Here is a 21377-nt window from a genome sequence, read left to right as displayed (position 1 = left end):
CCGGCCGATGCGCCTACCAGCGATCGACGTGCAGAACCGTCTCGATCGGATCCCGCGGAGCAACCTTGAACGTCTCACCCGTGTAGTACGCCGTCGGAATCAGCGCGCCTTGATGGAAGTCCTCGGGGATGCCCAGCAGCTCGGATATCTCCGACTCACGGGCGAGATGAATTGTGGTCCACGCTGTTCCGAGACCACGTGCCCGTGCAGCCAGGGCGTAGTTCCACACCGCAGGCAACAACGAGCCCCATAAACCGGCCTGATTGCCGGCTGGAAGCGTCTTCCCTGCCTTGATGCACGGAATCAGCAGCACGGGAACTTCACCCATGTGCTCGCCGAGCCAACCGGCACTGTCGCCGACGCGCTTCTGAACCGATGCGCGTTCGGGATCGTCCGCGAACAAGGCCGAAGCGGATTGCTTCGATGCCTGGTACTCGGCGAACAGTTCGCCGTAGATCGCACCGATGCGGGCACGAAGATCAGGATCGGTGACGACGATCCACTGCCACCCCTGCTTGTTCGAGCCGGACGGGGCCTGCAGCGCGATCTCGAGACATTCCTTGATCAGCTCCATTGGCACCGGCCGCGTCAGGTCCAGGCGCTTGCGGACCGTACGCGTCGTAGTCAGCAGCTCGTCGGGAGTCAGATCAACGATCGGGAAAGAAGTCACCCTTCGATCATGCACCATGCGGCCTCTGCAGGGCCCGGTTGGTCAATTCCTCGTTCGCAGCGTCCCATCGCGCCGCCATGGACAGTCCCCCATGGCCGTCACCCTCATCGATGACGAGTGTCGAACCGGGCCAACGTCGGTGTAGATGCCACGGCGTGACAGCCGGTCCGGAAACGTCCTTTCGGCCGTGGATCAGGACGCCCGGAATGTCTCGCAGACCGTCGGCGCGATCGAGCAAGGGTGGATCGCAGAAGCCGTCGTGCGACCAGTAGTGCGCGGTCAACCGCACGAAGCCGAGTCGGAACCGGTCGTCGTCCCATCGCGGATTGCGCCGAACGCCATCGGTGCCGATCGATATGTGGACGTCCTCCCACAGCGCCCATTCTCGGGATGCATTGTCGCGCAACGTCAGATCGTTCGAATTGCACAGGCGGTTGTACGCGTCGACTATTCGGCCCTCACCGCGTCGATAGCCGACTCCGGCCTGCTCGGCAAATGTGGCGAACCGATCTCACGCCTCCGGGAAGACCGCGCCGACTCCCTCCGTAATCCAGTCGACCTCACCACGACCGGTCGTGGTGACGGCGAACAGGACGACGCCGAGAACACGCGTCGGGTGCGCGAGGGCGTAGGCGACAGCGAGGGTGGATCCCCAGGACACGCCGTTGACGATCCACGCCTCGACGCCGAGGTGCACACGCAGTGCTTCGATATCGGCGATCAGATGCGCAGTGGTGTTGGTAGCCAACGACGTCGAGGGATCGGACGCGTGCGGGGTCGACCGGCCGCACCCGCGCTGCTCGAATCCGATAGCGCGAACACGGGACAGGTCGAAGTGACGACGAAACTGACTGGCATTCAGGGTCCCGCCCGGTCCGCCGTGCAAGTAGACCGCCGGGACGCCGTCGGACGGACCCCATTGCTCCCAGTAGATGCATTGACCGTCCCCAACATCGAGCATTCCGTGCAGTGTCGGTTCGTCCTCCGGTGTCATAGCGCCATCACATCATTCGAGAGGCAGCATCTGTCGGATCACTGCCCACGCGGACGCGTCGACCCATGAGGGATTGGACTGCTGCGGCGACCGGAACACCTCGAGCGTCGACAGTTCCGCAACGGCATGCAGATCCGATGCGAGGATCGGCTGATCGAACAGCGTGATGTTCGTCGAGACCTTCCACTGGGAGCCGGGGACCGGGGTGCCGGTCAATCGACCCGCACCCCAGATCCCGCGTCGCGGGTGGCTGCTGACCCAGAACAACACGGGTTGCCCAGGTGCCATCAGACGAGTTCGATAGTTGTTCGCGACGCACCAATTCTCGTGCGCGCGTCCGGCGTCCACCATCGGTGCGAGGTCGGTCTTGTGCGGATTGCACTTGATCACCCATGCGCCGAGCGTCTGGTCCGTTATCGCGCGTGCCGTCACACTCGCCATCGTAATGACAAACTGGGCGACAGCGTCGTTGCCCTGCGCTGGGTCAACTGCCAACCCACCTGGTGTGGATGGCAGCACGTTGGGATCTCCCACTCGCCGGCGACGCCGGTCGGCCATTCATTCAGGCGGCGGCTTTCGCACCAGCTCGTGAACCATTTCGTGCCGCGACTACTCTGGCCTGATGTGTTCCAGCGACACCGAAAGGACACTATGACGACCCTGATACGAGGCGGGAATGCCCTGATCGAGGCACGAGCGTTCGAGGTCACCGTCGACGATGCCAACGGTGTCGACCTACTTGCGTTCCAGGTGAACACGGGTCGAAAAGTACGCAACGACGACGACTTCGTGTTCTTCAATCAGCCATCGTCGCCCGAGGGCGCAGTCCGGCTGTCATCGACGCGGTCGTTGAGCATCGACCTGCGTCTCGTGCCCACCGATGTCGAGGCCATCGTCGTTGCGGTTGCATCGGACAGCGCACTGTCGACTCGCGCCGGAATGACCGTCAGGTCGAGCGACATCGTCAGTCCAGCATCGGGTTTGACGACGGAAACTGCAGCAGTTCTGGTCGAAATCTATCGCCGCGGCGACGACTGGAAGGTGCGCAACGTGAGCGCCGGCTGGGACGCGGGCTTTGCCGATCTCGTCCGCGAACACGGGGTCGACGTCGAGGACACCGATACCCCGACAGTGCGTTCCGTAGCGGGCGAGGAACAGCTCTCGATGGTCAAACGCGAGAAGCTCGATCTCCGCAAGAAACATGTACACAAGGTGTTGCTGACGAAAGATGCTGTGGGACTGCGGGCTCGGATCATTCTTGTCATCGACAAAACCGGCAGCATGAGTAAGCAGTACTCGACGCGCGTAGTGCACAGAGTTGTCGAGCGAATGGTTCCGGTTGCAACCCAGCTCGACGACGACGGCGAGCTAGAACCCTACCTTTACGGCTCGTGGTACGCGCAGCTGCCAGTCATCACCGTCGCCGACACCGATTCCTGGGCCGACACCTACCTCCACCTGTACGGCTACCATGGCGGCATCGACTACTCGTCGATCGGCGGCACCAACGACGAACTGCCGATCATGAATCAGATCCTGTCCACGGTCGTCTCGCGTCAGCCCACGTTGGTGCTGTTCTTCACCGACGGTGGCTTCACCAAACGCGGGACGATCGCGAGCTTCATGCGGACGGCGTCGAGCGCGCCCATCTTCTGGCAGTTCATCGGTGTCGGCAAAGCGAACTACGGCGTTCTCGAAAAGCTGGACACTATGGAGGGCCGGCTCATCGACAACGCTGGGTTCTTCGCGCTCGACGACATCGACAAAGTCTCCGACGCCGAGCTGTACGAACGAATCCTCAGCGAATTCCCGGATTGGATACGTGCAGCTCGGGCGGCGAAGATAATCGACTGACGACGGACACCCGACCTGATGGAAGTCAAACCGCCTGTCGTGGACTCAGGCGGTACCGACCGCGTCGTTGCCCTGCGCAGCCGAGACCACCAGATTGTTTGCTGTGAGCCCGTTTCCGTTCTTGACCGCGTCGATCCACAGGTCGGTCGTTGACACAGCCGCGAAATTGGACTGGTAAAGCACCATCAGCGCCTTGTGAAGTTGTTCGGCTGAGACTGTCCCCGCCTCGTTCGAAAGGTTGATCGCGCCAGTGGCGTCGGACAGGATCTCGACGGTCAGGTCCAGTGCTTCGGCGTCGGCGCTGGTGGCGAGATCGCAGTTGTTGGTCATGTATCCGACGATCGTGACGGTGTCGACGTTGTTGCCCTGCAACCACTTCGCGACATCGGTGCCAGCAAAGACGCTGCTGTACTCCTTCTCGACCCGCTCGAAGGACGGCTGCACGACGGCCTGAATGTCGGGATGAAGCTCGTACGTCGGGGTTCCCTTGACGAAAGCAGGCGAGCCTTCGGGCATCTCGTGCTGCACGATGGCCACCGGAACATCCTGCGCCACAGCCGCTTCGATGGTACGAACGATGTTGGCCAACGACTCGTCGCGAGGCGGGTACTGAATCTTCAGAACTCCCTCGAAGTATTCCTGCTGTACATCGATAACGATGAGGGCTCTACGCGGTGCGGTCATGGACGTTCTCCTTCAGGTGGCGTACTCGGTCGATACCCATACTTCGGCACCGACCTTGCGTTCACGAGTGGCACGGATGCATACTTTCGATGAAATTGGGCCAATTCGTCGATCGGAGATTCATGCGCATCGCGCTGTACGTGTTCGACGGCATCACCATGTTCCACCTCGCCGCGCCGTTGATGGTGTTTGGCGAGGTGACGCGCCTCGGGCTGGCCCCCGACTGGGAGACGCGGGTGTGGTCCGACGAGCCAGGGTCGATCCGCACCGAGGAGGGCTTCCCCGTCGGCGAGATCGAGGGCCCTGAGATCGCCGATTGGGCCGACATCGTGATCGTGACGTCGTGGCCGGAGTCGTTGCCACACATCGGCGCTCACCTGTCCACCGCTCTTCGAGGCGCTCACAGACGGGGAGCCCAGATCGCGGGACTGTGTCTGGGGTCGTTTGCCGTCGCCGACACCGGACTGCTCGCGGGACGCCCTGCCGTCACCCATTGGTCCAAGATGACCGAACTGCGCGACCGCAATTCGCAACTGGGCCTCGACGAGTCCGTGCTCTACATCGACCACGGCGACGTCATGACCTCCGCGGGCACGGCGTCGTCGATCGATTCCTGCCTGCACATCGTCCGCAAGCACCTCGGCGCGGCAGCGGCAACGCGGGTCGCGCGCAGTCTGGTGGTCGCACCCCATCGCGACGGCGGTCAGGCGCAATACATCGAACGGCCGGTGATCGAGGCATCCGAGGACTCCGCGATCGCCGACGTCCAGAGCTGGGCGCTGGAGCGACTAGCCGAGCCCCTGCCGATCGAGCGCCTTGCCGAGCGGGCACGCATGAGCCGGCGCAGCTTCATCCGGCAATTTCAGTATGCGACGGGAACCACGCCCGCGCGCTGGATACTCGACCAGCGGCTCGACGCCGCCCGCAGCCAACTCGAAACGACCGGCCACAGTATCGAGACCATCGCTGCCTCGTGCGGATTCGGCAGCGCCGTCACCCTGCGTCAGAACTTCCACTCGGCGTTCGCCGTCACGCCGACGGCCTACCGGAAGCAGTTCGCGGTCGGTTGTGCAACCACGGACACCGCCGACAGGCGAGGATGAGCAACGTGATCCTGTGGATAGTTGCCGGAGTCGAGCTCGCCGCCATCATCGCGCTCGGTGTGGTTCTCATCGTGTCTCGACGAAAGTTGAAGCACACGCGTCGGGCACTCGACCGCGCTCTCGAATCGCAGCAACGCCGTAAGCGACGCGGCCTGGTGCCCTTCGCGATCAGAACCGCCTTCCACACCACGGACCTACTCATCAACAAGGGATTCGGCGCGACAGTCCGCAACTCCGTCGAAGACCTCGCGGGCTGGGCCAAGGTCGAACGCCCCGACCTGGCACGCATGACCGCCGACGGCGACATCGTGGTCATGTTCTCCGACATCGAAGGGTCCACCGCCCGCAACGAAGAACTGGGCGACCGCGGTTGGGTGAAACTGCTCGAGAAGCACAACAAGCTGATCCGCAAACACGTCGACGACCACGGCGGACATGTGGTCAAGAGCCAGGGCGACGGTTACATGATCGCCTTCTCCGACCCGGCCGAGGCCGTGCGCTGCGGAGTGGAAGTCCAAGAAGCCCTGCTGAAGAACCCAGATCGGTGGGACCGCATCCGCGTGCGCATGGGCGTGCACGTCGGCAGCTCGGTGCGTCGAGGCGACGACCTGTTCGGACTCAACGTGGCCATGGCGGCAAGAGTGGCGAACCAAGCCGAGGGCGGAGAAATTCTTGTCAGCGAGCCGGTGCGTGACGCCATCGCCAGGGCGGACGGCCTGACTCTGGGGACGCCCCGCGACGTCGAACTCAAGGGAATGAGCGGAAGCTTTCAGTTGTATCCGGTGGCGCTGCCGGCACTTCCGAGTGCGGAGACCGGCCACGCGAGCGCATGAATGTCCCATTCACAACGTCTGAACGCGTGAATGTCGCATTGATCCCAACCGGGGGGCGAACTGTGGACCGCGGACGGCTGGCGGCTGATGCTAAGTCCGAAAGTTGTTGCCCCCGAACGAATGAATGGCCCATTCACAACGTCTGAGCGCGTGAATGGGCCATTCATCCCGAAAAGGGGGGGGTGGTGAAGCAGGCAGAAGAACTACTGCTTCGCCGACTCCAGTGCCTCGTTGAACGTCGTGGACGGACGCATCACTGCGGCGGTGGCTTCGGGGTCCGGGTAGTAGTACCCACCGATGTCGACCGGGTTGCCCTGTACCGCGTTGAGCTCGCCGACGATTTTCTCTTCGTTCTCCGCGAGGGTCTTTGCCAGAGCTGCGAAATGCTTGGCCAGCTCGGTGTCCTCGGTCTGCTCGGCGAGTTCCTGTGCCCAGTAGAGGGCGAGGTAGAACTGGCTGCCACGGTTGTCGAGTTCACCGGTCGAGCGCGACGGGCCCTTGCTGTTCTCGAGCAGCTTGCCGGTGGCCGAGTCGAGTGCGTTGGCGAGGATGGTCGCCTTGACGTCACCGGTCTTGGTTCCCAGGTCCTCGAGGCTGACTGCGAGAGCCAGGAATTCACCCAGCGAATCCCAGCGGAGGTGATTCTCCTCGATGAGCTGCTTGACGTGCTTGGGGGCCGAACCGCCAGCGCCCGTCTCGTACAGTCCACCGCCGGCCATCAGCGGAACGATGGAGAGCATCTTGGCGCTGGTGCCGAGTTCGAGGATCGGGAACAGGTCGGTGAGGTAGTCACGCAGGATGTTGCCGGTCGCGGAGATGGTGTCGAGCCCGCGGATGAGACGTTCCATCGTGTAGCGGATCGCACGAACCTGCGACATGATCTGGATGTCGAGGCCCTCGGTCTCGTGATCCTTCAGGTACTTGCGCACCTTGCCGATCAGCTCGTTCTCATGCGGGCGGTACGGGTCGAGCCAGAAGACGACGGGCATTCCGGACTCACGGGTGCGTCGCACTGCCAACGCAACCCAGTCGCGGATCGGTGCATCCTTGACGATGCACAGACGCCAGATGTCACCCTCTTCGACGTCCTGCGTCAGCAGAACCTCGCCCGTCGCCAGGTCGGTGATGTTCGCGACGCCACCGGCAGGGACCTCGAACGTCTTGTCGTGCGAGCCGTACTCCTCGGCCTTCTGCGCCATCAGGCCGACGTTGGGAACGGTGCCCATCGTCGTCGGATCGAACTGACCGTTGGTCTTACAGAAGTTGATCATTTCCTGGTAGATGCGGAAGAAGGTCGACTCCGGGCTGACTGCCTTGGTGTCCTTCGGCCGACCATCCGCGCCCCACATCTTGCCGCCGCTGCGGATCATCGCAGGCATCGACGCGTCGACGATGACGTCGCTGGGCGAATGGAAGTTCGAGATTCCGCGTGCAGAGTCGACCATCGCCAGCTCCGGACGAGTCTCGTGGCACTTGTGCAGGTCGTCGATGATCTCCTCGCGCTGCGCGCTGGGGAGTGCCTCGATCTTGCTGTAGAGGTCCGAGAGGCCGTTGTTGACGTTGACGCCGAGCTCCTCGAACAGGTCACCGTGCTTGGCGAACGCGTCCTTGTAGAAGACCTTGACGGCGTGCCCGAAGACGATGGGGTGCGAGACCCGCATCATCGTGGCCTTGACGTGCAGGGAGAACATGATGCCCGTCTTGTAGGCATCCTCCATCTGCTCCTCGTAGAACTCGATGAGCGCCTTCTTGCTCATGAACATGCTGTCGATGACGTCGCCGTCGGTGAGCGACACCTTCTCCTTGAGAACGATGGTCTCGCCGCCCTCGGTCAGCAGCTCCATCTTGACCTCGCGGTCGCCTTCGACGGTCATCGACTTCTCGCCGTGGTAGAAGTCGCCGTGGCGCATGTGCGCGACGTGAGTGCGCGACGCCGGCGACCATTCACCCATGCTGTGCGGGTGCTTGCGTGCGAATTCCTTGACGGCCTTGGGTGCGCGGCGATCCGAATTGCCCTCGCGCAGAACGGGGTTGACTGCGCTGCCGAGGCACTTGGTGTAGCGGTCGCGGATTTCGCGCTCTTCGTCGGTCTTCGGGTTCCCGGGGAAGTCGGGGATCGCGTAACCCTTGTCCTGCAGTTCCTTGATCGCGGTCAGCAACTGCGGAACGGAGGCACTGATGTTGGGAAGCTTGATGATGTTGGTGTCGGGCAGCTGCGTCAGCTTGCCCAGCTCGGCGAGGTTGTCGGTCACTCGCTGGTCTTCGTTGAGGTAATCGGGGAACTCGGCGAGGATGCGGTTCGCAACCGAGATGTCACTGGACTCGACGTCGATGCCGGCCGCGCTGGCGAAAGAACGTATGACCGGCAGAAACGCGTGAGTCGCCAGCATCGGCGCCTCATCGGTCAGGGTATAGATGATGGTCGGCTTCTTCGCTGTCATGTTTCGCCTTTGCCTCAGTTTCGACGTCGTCTTTTGGATGCGTTCGTCCTCAACTTTAATCTTCGTTCTCGCCGCTGTGGGGGGCAGTGGGGTATCACTCCATCTGCGCATCCAAGTTACCGACCAGTAGGGCGCTCAAGGGATTCGAGACCGTGCTCGGTCCCGCCCCTGACCACCGTCGGGCCATCCGATTTGCCCGATTAGGAACAACATCGGCCTCGCCGTCCGTTGAACCGAGTATGACGACCTACAAGACTGTCAATCCTGCCGACGGCACAACCGTCAAGGAATTCGAAACTCTCGACTCGGCCGGCATCGAGCGCGCCCTCGCGGATGCGCACGCCGGTTTCCAGACGTGGCGCAAGACCTCACCCGAGCATCGCGCAGACATCCTGCACAAGGTCGCCGACCTGTATGTCGAGCGCGCCGACGAACTGGCCCGCACCATCTCGCTCGAGATGGGCAAGCCACTGACCGAGTCTCAGGGCGAGGTCGAACTGTCCTCGAACATCTACCGTTACTACGCCGACAACGGCCCACGCTTGCTCGAGGACGAGACACTCGACGTGCCCGGGGCGGAAATCAGTGTGCTGCAGCGCAAGCCCGTGGGCGCGCTCGTCGGCGTCATGCCGTGGAACTTCCCGTACTACCAGGTAGCCCGATTCGCCGGCCCGAACCTGATGGTGGGCAACACGATTCTGCTCAAGCATGCACCGAACTGCCCGCAATCGGCATTGCTGATGGAAGAGATCTTCCGGCAGGCCGGGTTGCCCGAAGATGCGTACATCAACATTTTCGCGACCAACGAGCAGATCGCCGACATGATCGCCGACGCTCGCGTGCAGGGCGTCTCGCTCACCGGAAGTGAGCGGGCCGGAACGTCCGTCGCCGAGACGGCGGGGCGCAACCTCAAGAAGGTCGTGCTCGAGCTCGGCGGTTCGGACGTGTTCATCCTGCTCGACTCCGCAGACATGGACGCCACCGTCGAATCCGCAACCCGTGCGCGCCTGTCCAATGCAGGCCAGGCCTGTAATGCCGCCAAGCGCATACTCGTCGCCGAAGACGTCTACGACGAGTTCGTCGCCAAACTGGTCACCTCCTTCGAGGCTGTGCAGACCGGCGATCCATTGGATGCCAACACCACCCTCGGTCCCCTGTCGTCGCAGACCGCTGCCGACACGTTGATCGAGCAGATCGACGACGCGGTGTCCAAGGGCGCGACACTGCTCACCGGCGGCAAGAAGATCGACGGACCGGGTGCGTACGTGCAGCCGACCCTGCTGACCGACGTGACGCCGGACATGCGTGCCTACACCGAGGAACTGTTCGGCCCCGCAGGCGTCATCTACAAGGTCCAGAACGCCGACGAGGCAATCGAATTGGCGAACTCCTCCCCCTACGGACTGAGTGGTTCGGTGTGGAGCGCAGACCTCGACAACGCCCGGGACGTAGCAGAGCGCCTCGAGGTGGGAATGGCCTTCGTCAACGAGCACGGCACCACACTGCCTGGCCTGCCGTTCGGCGGCGTGAAGCGCTCCGGCGTCGGCCGCGAGCTGGGACCGTGGGGCATGAACGAATTCGTGAACAAGAAGCTCGTCCGAGTCTCCGCCAAGTAGCCGTACTCGCCGATGCTCCCCGGGCAGTTGCTCGGGGAGCGTCGCGCTGCTGCGGTCATACTGTCTCGATGATCGTCGAACACGCCCTGCTGCATGTCATCCCCCACCGAACCGACGAGTTCGAAACCGCGTTCGCCGACGCGAAATCGATCATCGCGTCGATGACGGGGTTCGTGAATCTGACCCTCTCGCGGGGCATCGAGCAGCCGAATACCTACCTGCTGTTGGTGAAGTGGGAACGACTCGAAGACCACATCGACGGCTTTCGTGGTTCCGACGAGTATCAGCAGTGGAAGGCGCTACTGCATCACTTCTACGATCCGTTCCCCGTCGTCGAGCATTTTGCTCCGATGTACGAGGCGTAAGAGTTAGGTTCGTGTCTCGACCCTCTCGCCGCACCAAGGAGATTTCCGTGGCCAACGCTTCGTCGTTCGTATCCAAGCAGGACGACCTCGAGATCAGCACCTATACCTGGGCGACGTCCGCGGACCCTGCTCGCGGTGTCGTACAGATCGCACACGGGCTCGCCGAGCATGGCAGTCGTTACGCACGCTTCGCTGCCGCACTGAACGACGCCGGCTTCCACGTCGTCGCGTCGGATCACCGCGGCCATGGCCAGTCGATCGTCGACACCCCGGGTGATTTCGGGGCCGCCGCGTTCGCCGGCCTGTGGGCGGACATCGAGCAACTGGGCGAATCACTGCTCACCGAGTACCCCGACCTGCCTCTGTTCTTGTTCGCTCATTCCATGGGATCCTTTGCTACCCAGCATGTTCTGATCGAGCGATCGGATCTGTACGAGGGCGTGGTGCTGTCGGGTTCGACGACACTCGACGTGCTCGCCGCCGGAATGGCCGACGCCCCTGCCGGTGACCTGAGTGTGTTCAACGCCGCCTTCGAGCACCGCACCGGATACGAGTGGCTCTCGCGCGACGAGGCCGAGGTGGACGCCTACGTCGCAGATCCACTGTGCGGCTTCGACCTTCCGGCGTCGACGGTGCCCGCGCTGTTCGGTGAGGCCGAGAAGCTCGCCGATCCCCACAACCTGGAGCAGATCCGCTCGGACCTCCCCCTGCTCATCACGTCGGGAACGGACGACCCACTCGCCGGCGGCGGCCAGTTGATCGAGACACTGGCGTCCCGCTACCGCGAGGCCGGCATGAGCGATGTAACCGTCACCCTGTACCCCGGCGCGCGCCATGAAATTCTGAACGAGACCAATCGCGACGAGGTCACCGCCGACATCATCGGCTGGCTCACCGAGCGCGCCGGGTAATACTTACCGCCGTCGAAGCTGCACGGGCTGCCCGTCCTCGGGGAAGGGCAGCGACGTGAAGTTCAGCGGTGCAACGTAATCGGGGTCGACTGTCCAGTCGAACCGCAGCAGCAAGTGATGCATGATCGTCTTGATCTCCGCCCCGGCGAAGAACATGCCGATGCATTTGTGGACGCCGCCGCCGAACGGCTCCCACGCATAGCGGTGCACCTTGTCCTCGCGGCGATCGGCGGCGAACCGTCCGGGATCGAATTGCTCGGGGTTGGGCCAGTACTGCTCCATGTGATGCGTGAAGTGCGGCGCGACAGAGGCATACGTTCCCGCGGGGACGAACTTGCCTTGCACCTCCGTGTCCTTCACGGCACGGCGGGCCACTACCGGTGTGGGCGAGACCAGGCGCAAGCACTCCTTCATGACCAGATCGACGTTGGTCAGCTCGTCGAGTTGCGCGAACGACGGAGCATCGGTGCCCAGCGCCTCGCATTCGGCCCGGCACGTGTCCTGCCACTCCGGATGCTGGCCGAGGTACTGCATCATCGTAGACAGCGTGATCGTCGACGTGTCGTGCGCAGCCATGAGCAGGAAGATCATGTGGTCGATCACTTCGTCGTCGGAGAAGTGCTCTCCGTCGTCACCCTCGATGTGGCACAACACCGAGAAGAGATCGTCGGTCTCGGTGGCTCGACGGGCCGGGAGATAGCGGCGGAAGAACTGGTCGAGCACCGCTCGGCCGTCCAAACCCCGCTTCCACCGCGTGCCCGGAACCCGATAGCGCACGATCGACGTGGCGGCCTGCACGCAGGCAATGAAACTCGCATTGAGCTCCGCAATGTCGGCGTCCGTCGTTCCCTCGGCACCGCCCATGAAGATGCTCGTCGCGACGTCCAGCGTCAGCGCTTTGAGCGCCGGGTAGACCTGGAAGTCGAGGCCCGGCTGCCACGCGTCCAAACCTGTTGCCGTGACGGGATTCAACGCTGCGACGGACTTGGTCAGCCGGTCCCGAGTGAAGGCCTGCTGCATGATTCGTCGATGACGTAGGTGCTCCTCGGAGTCGAGCAGCATCAGCCCGCCGTGGAAGAACGGCCCGATCAACAGCGACCAGCCGTCACCGTTGGCGAACGCCTTGTCCGCGTTCTGCAGCACTTGCTGACACGCATCGGGACCGAGAACGGTGATCCACTTCTGCCCGGCCATCGTCATCCACGAGACCTCGCCGTACTTGTCCCACCGACTACCGAGCAGCTTCAGAGGGTCTCGAATGTACTCGAGCGTGTGTCCGACGACGGGAAGACCGCCGTCGCCGAACACCGGTTGGAGAGCTGAATCTGCGGGTGGAGCAGCCAGAGCACGTGCCATTGTCGACCTCCGTCAATCTGACATGACGTCATGTCAGATGAGATGTAGTCTGCGTCACAGCCACGGTCTCTGTCAAGATCTACCCATGCCCCCTAAGACGCGTCGCTACAACGGCATGAGCGCCGACGACCGCGCGGCCGACCGCCGAGCGAGATTGCTCGACGCCGGCCTCGAGGTATTCGCGGCAGCCGGAGCGAAGGGTGCGACCATGACCGCGATCTGCGCACACGCCAAGCTGACCGAGCGCTACTTCTACCAAAACTTCCGCAGCAGAGACGACTTGCTCGAGCAGGTCGTGGAATCGGTGTCCGCCGAGATACGAACGGCAGCGCTGGATGCACTGCACTCCCCCGCCCGGACCGTCGACGAGAAGGTACACAACGCGGTGACCGCGTTCGTCGGCGTCCTGACCGAGGACCGCCGCAAGGGCCGGGTCGCGATGATCGAATCGCTGGCCGTCGACTCCCTCCGCGAATACCGACGAAAGTCATTGCGCGGCTTCGCCCATCTGGTGGCCGAACAGTCGCGCGAACTCTACGGCGAGAAGGCTTGGCCGCAACCACAGTCGGAGATCAACGGACTGCTGTTCATCGGCGGATTGGCCGAACTCGTGATCGCCTGGCTGAACGACGAAATTGACATCGCACCTGCAGACATCGTCGACGCCGCAACACGTCACTTCATCGCAACCGCGCACCGCTGAGGTGCGCTACGCGCAGTGGCGTGATTATGTGCCCGCAGAGGCACTTACCCGCACCACTGCGCCGGAGGCGCACTACTACCGGTCGAAGTGCGCCTTCGAGATCTGTCCGTGCACGCCGACGGTCTTGTCGACCACCTGCGAGACAGTGAAGTTCGCGGCAGCGGAGAGGTACGCATACGCCGTCGCTCGGTCCATGCCGAGGTCCGTCTCCAAGAAGTCCAGAGCGTTGACGACCGCGCGACGCATCGCCGCGTTCAGGTCCGAACTCTGGCCGCCGACTGCCCCGTCCGGATCTGACAGGCCGATCGGAATCCACGAGTCCTCGTTCTCGGCAAAGGGATACGAGTACGCGACCGACGGCGCGTCACCGCTGCCCGCCTTGCAGACCGTAAGGCGGAAGGTGCCGCGCAGAGACCCCTCCATCGCAGTGAGGGCCACCTCACCGTCACCCATCGCCATGTGTGGATCGCCGACATAGAACAGCGCGCCCTCCGCGAACACGGGAAGGTAGAACGTCGAGCCGACGCCGAGCAGACCGACGTCGATGTTGCCGCCGCCGAGCGTCGGGGGAATCGAGTTGGCATTCGGGGATGTCAGACCCGGGTCGCTGGCGAACGCCACGCCCATCATGCCCATGAACGGGCGCAACGGAAAGCGCACGGCCGCATCGCCGTACCGCATCACGCCCTGTCCGTCCTCGACGGCCGTGAACGTGGACACGTTGCCGTACTGCGTCGGGTCACCCGATTTCCTGCCGTCGCTGCCGATCGGCGGCATGACCTCGTCCAGGCTGATGCCCGCCGGTGCCTCGCCGGACGCTGTGACCGCCAGAGCGCCCTTGCCGTGCCTGCTCGACACCACCCCGTACGGCACCCGCGGAACGGCCTCGAGTGTCTCGATCTTGAGAACGTCCCCGCGCTGAGCGCCCTCCACGAACACCGGACCGGTCACCACATGCGGTCCGTCGACGTCGAAGTTGCGTACCGTCCTGTCGTATCCGCTGGCAATGTCGATGGCGTCCTGGAGGACGTCGGACTCCGAAACGCCTTTGCCGCCGAAGAATTCGACGGGATCGCGGCCCTGGTCCTCGAGAATGCCCTCGTGGCTGAGCGCATCGATGGTGACAGTCTCGCCGGACTTCATCTGCAGTACCGACTCCGATTCGACCGTCGGGACGTAGCCCCACAGAACCTTGTCGACCTCCGAGCTCAGGTAGTGGTCTCCCGAGATGTCGCCCGATCCTGGGTTGAGAATGGCACCCGCGGGCGCTACCGGAGCCGACGAACTTGTTGACGCCGTAGTGGTCGAGGACGTCGAACACGCTGCTGTAGTTGCCAAACCAGCCCCTGCGCTCAACGCTGCCACCGCCCGAATGAAGCCGCGTCGACCGATTCCTTTGCTGATCGTTTCCGCTGCGTGCTCTGCCATCGACTGCGCCATGCTGCCTCCTGAATTGTCCGAATATCGAACGTAGATCAGGGGTGTTTCTCAGCAGTTACGAACGCGCGTCACGCGAATTGCTCAGCGACTCAACTGGGGTCGCTGCCGGCGATCGCCGACCACCAGATCGCGGTGACAGCTGCCAACGGACTTACTGCCAGAAATTGAGCAAAGCCCCCACCGTCGACGATCAACCACAGCAGCCCGATGAACGGGCCGGCCACCGCTGCGGGGGCGTCGAGCATGATCCGACGACGCAGCGAACCGAATCTGGCGCTGCGCGTGCGCAGATCGGAGTCGTTGAGGCGCGGGGCATCGAGAGGTGTTCCCGGCGGTAAGGACGATCGACGCCGACCAGACGGCAACGCAACAATCCCCGGTTCGACGACGAAGGCGCGGCGTCCGAGAAACGACCTACCGACCTTCGCTTCGGCGTCGGGGACCAATCCGAGAAGACCGATGTGGAAGTAGACGGGGTACCAGGCCCGCCCGCCGTTCTCGTGGACTTCCAGGTACCCACGCGAGCGCATGCGGTGTTGAAACCGAACACGACGCACGGCGATTCGGTTCCCAGAGCGTGCTGCGGATCGTTCGGCCAACAAGGCCGAGCCCACCGACCAACCCGTCCAGATAAGCACGACGAGCGCAACCACCAGGCCGAGCGGGGTGACGACAGCGGTCGATGCCGCGACAACCAGCGTGATTGCCGCGACACCGACCGGATATCCAAGCCCGTTGTCTATTTCAGGAACCCGACCTTCGACATGTCGATGTCGCCGAATCCTGGGGCACCGAAGTTGGCGAGATTGGACTTCGTCGCGTACGTCGAAGGGCGCTGGAACATCGTCAGGCTGTGGCCCTCGGCCCAGATCGCCTTGTCCGCCTCGTTGTAGTCGGCGATACGTGCTTCGTCGTCGAGCTCGCCCGCAGCCTTGTCGAGTAGTCCGTTGATCTCCTCGGACCCGACCTGGCCGTAGTTCTGCAGCGTGCTGCCGGGCGTCAGGCGGAAGATGCCGTCAGCGCTGGACGTGTACGGCGTTCCCTCCCAGGTGAAGTGGGTGACATCGAAGGCACCCACCAGGATGTACTTCTCGAAGAAGTCGTCCGACGGCACCGCATCGATGATGAGGTTGGCACCGACAGCCTTGAGGTTCTGCTGGATGATCTGCGCTTCCTGCGTCGCGTTCGGAGTATCGGCCGGAATGACGTCGTGCAGATCGAGCTGTTGGCCGTCCTTGGACCGGAAGTCTCCGTTCATCGTCCAGCCTGCGGCATCGAGCTCGGACTTCGCCTTCTCGGGATCGAACGTGATATCTCCGTTGTTGGCCTGGTAACCCTTCTGTCCGTCGACGTAGATATGACTGTTCAGCACCGTCGGGTTCGAGGTGATCTGGCCCAGCTGCGAGGTGGCCAGGTAGTCGCGGTCGATCGCCTTCATCAGAGCCAACCGGACCGCCTTGTCGGACGTGATGCGTCCGGGCGCGCCGTTGAAATCGAAGTGGCGGTACTGCGGACCCAGGCTTTGCCGCAGGTCGATGTTCGGGATACCCCGGGCGACCTTGAATGCGTCAGCGCTGCTGCCCAGTTCGTAGTAATCGATCTCGCCACTCTGCAACGCGCCGACGGAGGCTGTCGAATCGAGCGGCAGGAACGTGATGGTGTCGAGCACCGCTGGGTTTTCGCCCCACCAATCAGGATTGCGCTCCGCAACAATGCGCTTGCCACCGGGCTCGATGTTCCGGATACGGAACGGGCCTGCGGTGGCAGGCATCGTGCTCACGGATCCGGTGTTGAATGCATCGACGCTGTTCACCGACTCGGCGGGCATCAGCGGGGAGAACAGCGATGGCCAGTCCGCGAACTTCTCGGCGAAGGTCAGAATCACCTGTTGGTCGTTCTCGCCGCGCACCACGGATTCGACCTTGTCGTACCCGGCCGTGGATGACGCCTCGTAAGCCGGGTCCTTACCGCTGTTCGACGTCCACGTCGCCACGAGGTCTGTGTAGTCCAGCGGCCTCCCGCTGCTCCACTTGGCCTTGGGATTGATGTTGTACGTGATGACCTGCTTGCCGTCGACCTCCGACTCGGTGATGTCGGTGAAGAAGTCCGTGTCCACCGTCAGACTCGCGTCGGCTGCGGCGGTGAACGACCTCGGCATCAGCGCGGCGTAGAACCGCGAGGTATCGACCGTGGTGCCGTCGATTTGGTAGTAGTTGTAGTTGGCTGTCACCTGCGTGAGCGGGAAGTTCATGTTTCCGCCCTGCTGCAGATCGCTGATCGGATGCGGATTGATCTGCGCTCCGCTCTCGAAGGACGCGGGCGCATCGGGGTTGGGCCCGGTATCGCCGGAGCTGCACCCCGCCACCAGTCCCACAGTGGTCACGGCCACCGCGATCGGGACCAGTGCCCGAAATAGCTTGGCTCTCATCAATTCACCTTTCTCAGTGTGCACGTAACCTGCAGGGTCAGATGGCGTCGGCCAGTGCTGCGGCCTCGGCGATTCGGGCTCGTTGGAGCACGGGATCGGGGATGGGGATGGCTTTGAGCAGCGCCCGTGTGTACGGGTCCTTCGGTGCGTCGAAGATCTGCTCCGTCGGACCCTTCTCGACGAACACTCCGTTGCGCATCACCGCTACTTCGTCGGCGAGGTGACGCACCACCGAAAGATCGTGCGAGACGAACAGATACGCCAGACCGAGCTCCTCCTGCAGATCCTGCAGCAGGTTGAGCACACCCGCCTGGATCGACACGTCGAGAGCAGACACGGGCTCGTCGAGCACCAGGATCGACGGCTTCAGCGCCAAAGCCCGTGCAATGCCGACTCGTTGGCGCTGCCCGCCGGAGAACTGGGTGGGATACCGATCCGCGAGCTCGGGACGCATTCCGACGGTGTCCATCAGTTCTCGAACTCGGCGGGTTCGCTCGTCGACCGGGACGCCGTTGATCTTCAGCGGCTCGGCGATGATCTCCCCCACCGGCATGCGCGGGTCGAGCGAGCCCATCGGATCCTGGAACACGATTTGGATGTGGGCGCGCAACTTTCGTTGCTCGGCGCGGCTCAGGCTGTAGGGCTCGACGCCGTTGATCTTGATCGAACCCTGCTGCGGCTTCGCGAATTCCATGATCTCGAGGAGAGTCGTGGACTTTCCGCACCCGGACTCACCGACGATCGCCAGTGTGGACCCCGCATGCACATCGAAGCTGATGCCCTGCACCGCAGGCACTTCCCCAGCCCGACGCCGCAGCACGGAACCCTTGAACATCGGGTAGCTCTTGTGCAGGTCGGTCACCGACAGCACCGGAGCGTCCTTGGACACCGTCACCACGAGCTCCGCGGGGGCCTCCGACCGTGGGGCACCCTCGAACTCGGCCTCCACCGACTCGGCCGTCGCCGCGTCGACGCGGATGCACGCCGCCCTGTGATTCGGTGCCACCTGAACCAACGGCGGTTCGCCTTCGTCGCAGGCCTCCGTGTGCAACGGACACCGGGGCCCGAACGGGCAGCCCGTCGGGAGATTCACCAGGGCGGGCGGCGTGCCCTCGATAGGCACCAGCCGCTCCTGCGCGGGACGATCCGGGCGAGGCACGGAGCCGAGCAAGCCGACGGTGTAGGGCATCGACGGGTGTGCGTACAACTCGTCGACCGGAGCTGTCTCGACAGCGCGCCCGGCGTACATGACCATGGCCCGGTCGGCAACGCCGGCAACGACTCCCAGGTCGTGGGTGATGAACACGACGCCTGCGCCGGTGACGTCGCGGGCCGTGCGCAGCAGATCCAGGATCTGGGCTTGGATCGTCACGTCGAGGGCCGTGGTCGGCTCGTCGGCGATGATGAGATCGGGATCGTTCGCGATGGCCATCGCGATGACGACGCGTTGGCGCATCCCTCCGGAGAACTCGTGCGGGTAGGACTTCGCCCGTGTTCTCGGATCGGCGATGCCGACCAGATCGAGCAGTTCCAGGGTGCGGTCGTGGACCTTCGCCTTGCTCAGCGACGGGTTGTGCACAGAGATCGCTTCGGCAATCTGGTCGCCGATGCGGTAGATGGGCGTCAACGCCGTCAGCGGATCCTGCGAGATCATCGCTACCGAACGTCCACGCTCACGCGACATTTCGCGATCCGACAAACCGAGCAACTGTCGCCCGTTCAGCTCGATGGATCCGGTGACACGTGCGGACTCCGGGAGCAAACCCATGACCGCGAGGGACGACACCGACTTGCCCGAGCCGGACTCGCCGACGATGGCCATGACCTCGCCCTTGTCGACCTGGTAGTCCAAGCCTCGCACTGCGGTGACGCGCCCCTCCTCGCTGGGAAAGCTGACCTCGAGTCCGCTGACCTTCAACACCGGCACTGTCTCAGCCACGTGCCTGTCCCCTCGTCGAATTCGGATCGAATGCGTCGCGCAGGCCGTCGCCTACGAAGTTCGTCGCCAGCACGATCAAAACCAGTGCGCCACAGCAGAACGCGAACAGCCACGGATATGTCAACGCGGACGACGTACCGTCTGCGATCAACGTGCCGAGCGAGACGTCGGGTCGCTGGACACCGAAGCCGAAGTAGCTCAGCGATGCCTCCCCGATGATGGCGATACCCACGTTGAGCGTGACGTCGACGATGAGGATGGAGGCCATCGACGGCAGCACGTGCTTGCCGATCACGCTGCTCGGTGTTGCGCCCATGTACTTTGCGGCGCGGATGAATTCGCGTTCACGTAGGGACCGCGTCATCGCGCGAATGATGCGTGAGGTGATCATCCACGCGAAGGCCGCGAGCAGCAGCACCAGGATGAAGAAGCTCTTGTCGCGGAACAACGGAGAGCAGATAGCGATCACCAGGAAGCTGGGTACGACGAGCAATACATCGGCGACCCACATCAGCGCACGGTCGGTCCAACCGCCGAAGTACCCCGCCACCGCGCCGACGACGCCGGCAAGCACCGTGGAAATGAGCGCGACGAGCATGCCGATGATCAGCGACTTCTGCAGACCGCGCAGCGTCTGAGCCAGAACATCCTGGCCGATCTGATTGGTGCCGAACCAGTGTCGTGTGGTCGGCGGCGAGTTGAGCGCGTACGCGTCGAGTTCCTCGTAGGTGAACGGGATGAAATGCGGGAGCACGAACGCGCCGACAAACATCGCGAGAAGGACCACGATGCCCACCAGCGCCGGCCGGTTGCGCAGGAACCGGCGCAGCACCAACCGCCGACGGGTGATCGGGGCAGACGAGTCGATCGGGCCCTCGACCGCAGCGATCTCGGGAACCACAGGTGTCGCCATCGCCGGTCCTTTCCTCTACTCGAAGTGGTGGGTCAGTCCGCGTAGCGAACGCGCGGATCCAAAGCAGCAGTGAAGATATCGGTCAACATTCCGGAAACCAGGACCGACAGCGCAGTGAAGAGCGAGACCGCGAGCGTGATGTTGATGTCCTGACTGGTGATGCCGTAGATCAGCCAGTCACCCATGCCATACCAGCCGAACACGCGCTCGGTGAACGTCGCGCCGGTGATCACCGCACCCATACCGAATGCGAACAGTGTGGCCATCGGGATCAACGCAGTACGGAAGCCGTGCTTGAAGATTGCGCGCCCGCGCGTGAGCCCTTTGCCGCGGGCAGTACGGATGTAGTCCATGTTCAGCTCGTCGAGCATCGAACTGCGCATGTACCGGCTGTACCCACCGATGGTGAACAACATCAGCACGACGGTCGGCAACAACAAATGTTGTGCGCGGTCGAGTATTTCGTTCATCAGACCGGGGGCGAGCGTCGTCGACGTTTCGCCGGTGTACTGGAAGAACTGACTGCCGGTGCTCTGATTGACCTGCACAGCAAGGTACTTGAGCACCGGGGCCAAAACCAGGATCGGGGTGCTGATGAGAATGAACGTCACCACCGTTGCGACGTGGTCGAAGATCTTGTACTGCCGGACGGCACCGTACGCACCGACGAGGGTTCCCAGTACCGCACCGAGGACGGTGCCGAGCACGACCAACCGCAGCGAGACCAGGATGCGTCGCCACAGTTCGTCGTTGACCGAGCCTGCAGCGATGGTCTGCCCGAAGTCTCCGTGCAGTACCGCCCACAGCCATTTCAGATACCGCAACACCGGATTGTCGTCGAGGTGCAGTGCCGCGCGCTTGGCGTCGAGTACAGCATCCGACGGCGGCGGGTTGCGGCTGAGCAGATTCGACAGTGGATCGAACGTGAGCGAGGCCAGCAAGTACGTGAGAAACGTCGCGATGATCAGCAGGACGACGTAATTCAGCAACCTGCGTGCAAGATAACCGCCCACGCGCAACCACCTTCCATCGAGCACCACGGCCGTGCCCGACGGCACTGCTCTCGGCATTGTTCACACCGCTTGTTTCCTGCGTGTTTCGTTAGCGGTGGAAACGGACAATCCTCA

20 protein-coding genes are annotated in these 21377 nt (G+C 63.2%); 7 read left to right on the top strand and 13 right to left on the bottom strand.

Translation table 11 applies throughout. The features are described 5' to 3' along the window. Positions 1-13 precede the first annotated feature (13 nt). The 4 genes from CH281_RS11860 to CH281_RS11850 form a co-directional block, all read right to left on the bottom strand. The gene (locus tag CH281_RS11860) at positions 14-670 is read right to left on the bottom strand and encodes a nitroreductase family protein (RefSeq protein WP_094694235.1); all 657 of its coding nucleotides are present in this window, start codon (positions 668-670) and stop codon (positions 14-16) included. Positions 671-677: 7 nt separating this feature from the next. After that, a complete protein-coding gene (locus CH281_RS27320) occupies positions 678-1076 on the bottom strand; it encodes an alpha/beta fold hydrolase (RefSeq protein WP_256983484.1) in 399 nt (132 codons plus the stop codon). Positions 1077-1181: 105 nt separating this feature from the next. Next, the gene (locus CH281_RS27315; RefSeq protein ID WP_256983483.1) at positions 1182-1664 is read right to left on the bottom strand and encodes an alpha/beta fold hydrolase; all 483 of its coding nucleotides are present in this window, start codon (positions 1662-1664) and stop codon (positions 1182-1184) included. Between the two features lie 12 nt (positions 1665-1676). Continuing rightward, a complete protein-coding gene (locus CH281_RS11850; RefSeq protein WP_256983482.1) occupies positions 1677-2096 on the bottom strand; it encodes an EVE domain-containing protein in 420 nt (139 codons plus the stop codon). 219 nt (positions 2097-2315) lie between these two features. On the opposite strand from CH281_RS11850, the gene CH281_RS11845 reads away from it, so the two are divergent. Beyond that, positions 2316-3518: a vWA domain-containing protein gene (locus CH281_RS11845; RefSeq protein WP_094694233.1), complete on the top strand. Its 1203-nt coding sequence runs from the start codon at positions 2316-2318 to the stop codon at positions 3516-3518. 45 nt (positions 3519-3563) lie between these two features. Here CH281_RS11845 and CH281_RS11840 read toward each other — a convergent pair whose 3' ends face one another. After that, positions 3564-4202, bottom strand: coding sequence for an isochorismatase family protein (locus CH281_RS11840; protein ID WP_094694231.1), 639 nt, complete (start codon positions 4200-4202; stop codon positions 3564-3566). A 122-nt stretch (positions 4203-4324) separates the two neighbouring features. Here CH281_RS11840 and CH281_RS11835 point away from each other — a divergent pair, with 122 nt between their 5' ends. Beyond that, positions 4325-5305 (top strand): GlxA family transcriptional regulator, encoded by a 981-nt coding sequence (locus CH281_RS11835; protein WP_094694229.1) that lies wholly within the window; start codon positions 4325-4327, stop codon positions 5303-5305. Further along, complete coding sequence (locus tag CH281_RS11830; RefSeq protein ID WP_052061211.1) at positions 5302-6138, top strand: adenylate/guanylate cyclase domain-containing protein; 837 nt, start codon at positions 5302-5304, stop codon at positions 6136-6138. Before CH281_RS11835 ends, CH281_RS11830 begins: the two co-directional genes overlap by 4 nt. Before the next feature lie 203 nt (positions 6139-6341). Here CH281_RS11830 and CH281_RS11825 read toward each other — a convergent pair whose 3' ends face one another. Then, positions 6342-8579 carry an NADP-dependent isocitrate dehydrogenase gene (locus CH281_RS11825; protein WP_094694227.1) on the bottom strand — a complete coding sequence of 746 codons (2238 nt, stop codon included), beginning with the start codon at positions 8577-8579 and terminating at the stop codon, positions 6342-6344. 239 nt (positions 8580-8818) lie between these two features. Here CH281_RS11825 and CH281_RS11820 point away from each other — a divergent pair, with 239 nt between their 5' ends. From CH281_RS11820 to CH281_RS11810, 3 genes are all read left to right on the top strand, one after another. Next, positions 8819-10195 carry an NAD-dependent succinate-semialdehyde dehydrogenase gene (locus CH281_RS11820; RefSeq protein ID WP_094694225.1) on the top strand — a complete coding sequence of 459 codons (1377 nt, stop codon included), beginning with the start codon at positions 8819-8821 and terminating at the stop codon, positions 10193-10195. A 68-nt stretch (positions 10196-10263) separates the two neighbouring features. Continuing rightward, positions 10264-10560 carry an antibiotic biosynthesis monooxygenase family protein gene (locus CH281_RS11815; RefSeq protein ID WP_094694223.1) on the top strand — a complete coding sequence of 99 codons (297 nt, stop codon included), beginning with the start codon at positions 10264-10266 and terminating at the stop codon, positions 10558-10560. Positions 10561-10607: 47 nt separating this feature from the next. Beyond that, on the top strand, positions 10608-11471 hold the full coding sequence (locus CH281_RS11810) for an alpha/beta fold hydrolase (RefSeq protein ID WP_094694221.1): 864 nt from the start codon (positions 10608-10610) through the stop codon (positions 11469-11471). A 3-nt stretch (positions 11472-11474) separates the two neighbouring features. Here the strand turns inward: CH281_RS11810 and CH281_RS11805 are convergent, their stop codons facing one another. After that, on the bottom strand, positions 11475-12827 hold the full coding sequence (locus CH281_RS11805) for a cytochrome P450 (protein ID WP_094694219.1): 1353 nt from the start codon (positions 12825-12827) through the stop codon (positions 11475-11477). Positions 12828-12912: 85 nt separating this feature from the next. Here CH281_RS11805 and CH281_RS11800 point away from each other — a divergent pair, with 85 nt between their 5' ends. Further along, positions 12913-13530, top strand: a complete 618-nt coding sequence (locus tag CH281_RS11800; protein WP_179274182.1) for a TetR/AcrR family transcriptional regulator — start codon at positions 12913-12915, stop codon at positions 13528-13530. Positions 13531-13605: 75 nt separating this feature from the next. On the opposite strand, the gene CH281_RS11795 is transcribed toward CH281_RS11800, so the two are convergent. The 6 genes from CH281_RS11795 to CH281_RS11770 all read right to left on the bottom strand — a co-directional run bounded on the left by CH281_RS11795 (position 13606) and on the right by CH281_RS11770 (position 21263). Next, on the bottom strand, positions 13606-14970 hold the full coding sequence (locus CH281_RS11795) for an acetamidase/formamidase family protein (protein WP_094694215.1): 1365 nt from the start codon (positions 14968-14970) through the stop codon (positions 13606-13608). 89 nt (positions 14971-15059) lie between these two features. Beyond that, positions 15060-15500: a hypothetical protein gene (locus CH281_RS11790; RefSeq protein WP_143544791.1), complete on the bottom strand. Its 441-nt coding sequence runs from the start codon at positions 15498-15500 to the stop codon at positions 15060-15062. Between the two features lie 209 nt (positions 15501-15709). Then, positions 15710-17398 (bottom strand): ABC transporter family substrate-binding protein, encoded by a 1689-nt coding sequence (locus CH281_RS11785; protein WP_048320162.1) that lies wholly within the window; start codon positions 17396-17398, stop codon positions 15710-15712. 37 nt (positions 17399-17435) lie between these two features. Then, positions 17436-19337, bottom strand: a complete 1902-nt coding sequence (locus tag CH281_RS11780; protein WP_094694211.1) for an ABC transporter ATP-binding protein — start codon at positions 19335-19337, stop codon at positions 17436-17438. Beyond that, complete coding sequence (locus tag CH281_RS11775) at positions 19330-20250, bottom strand: ABC transporter permease (RefSeq protein WP_027497844.1); 921 nt, start codon at positions 20248-20250, stop codon at positions 19330-19332. The genes CH281_RS11780 and CH281_RS11775 overlap by 8 nt, the downstream gene beginning before the upstream one ends. A gap of 32 nt (positions 20251-20282) precedes the next feature. After that, positions 20283-21263: an ABC transporter permease gene (locus tag CH281_RS11770; protein ID WP_032407015.1), complete on the bottom strand. Its 981-nt coding sequence runs from the start codon at positions 21261-21263 to the stop codon at positions 20283-20285. Positions 21264-21377 lie beyond the last annotated feature (114 nt).

The organism is Rhodococcus sp. 06-221-2 (assembly GCF_002258365.1).
Lineage (GTDB): Bacteria > Actinomycetota > Actinomycetes > Mycobacteriales > Mycobacteriaceae > Rhodococcoides > Rhodococcoides fascians.
Note: the sequence above shows the minus strand (reverse complement) of the source record. Positions and strands in the feature narration are given on the sequence as shown.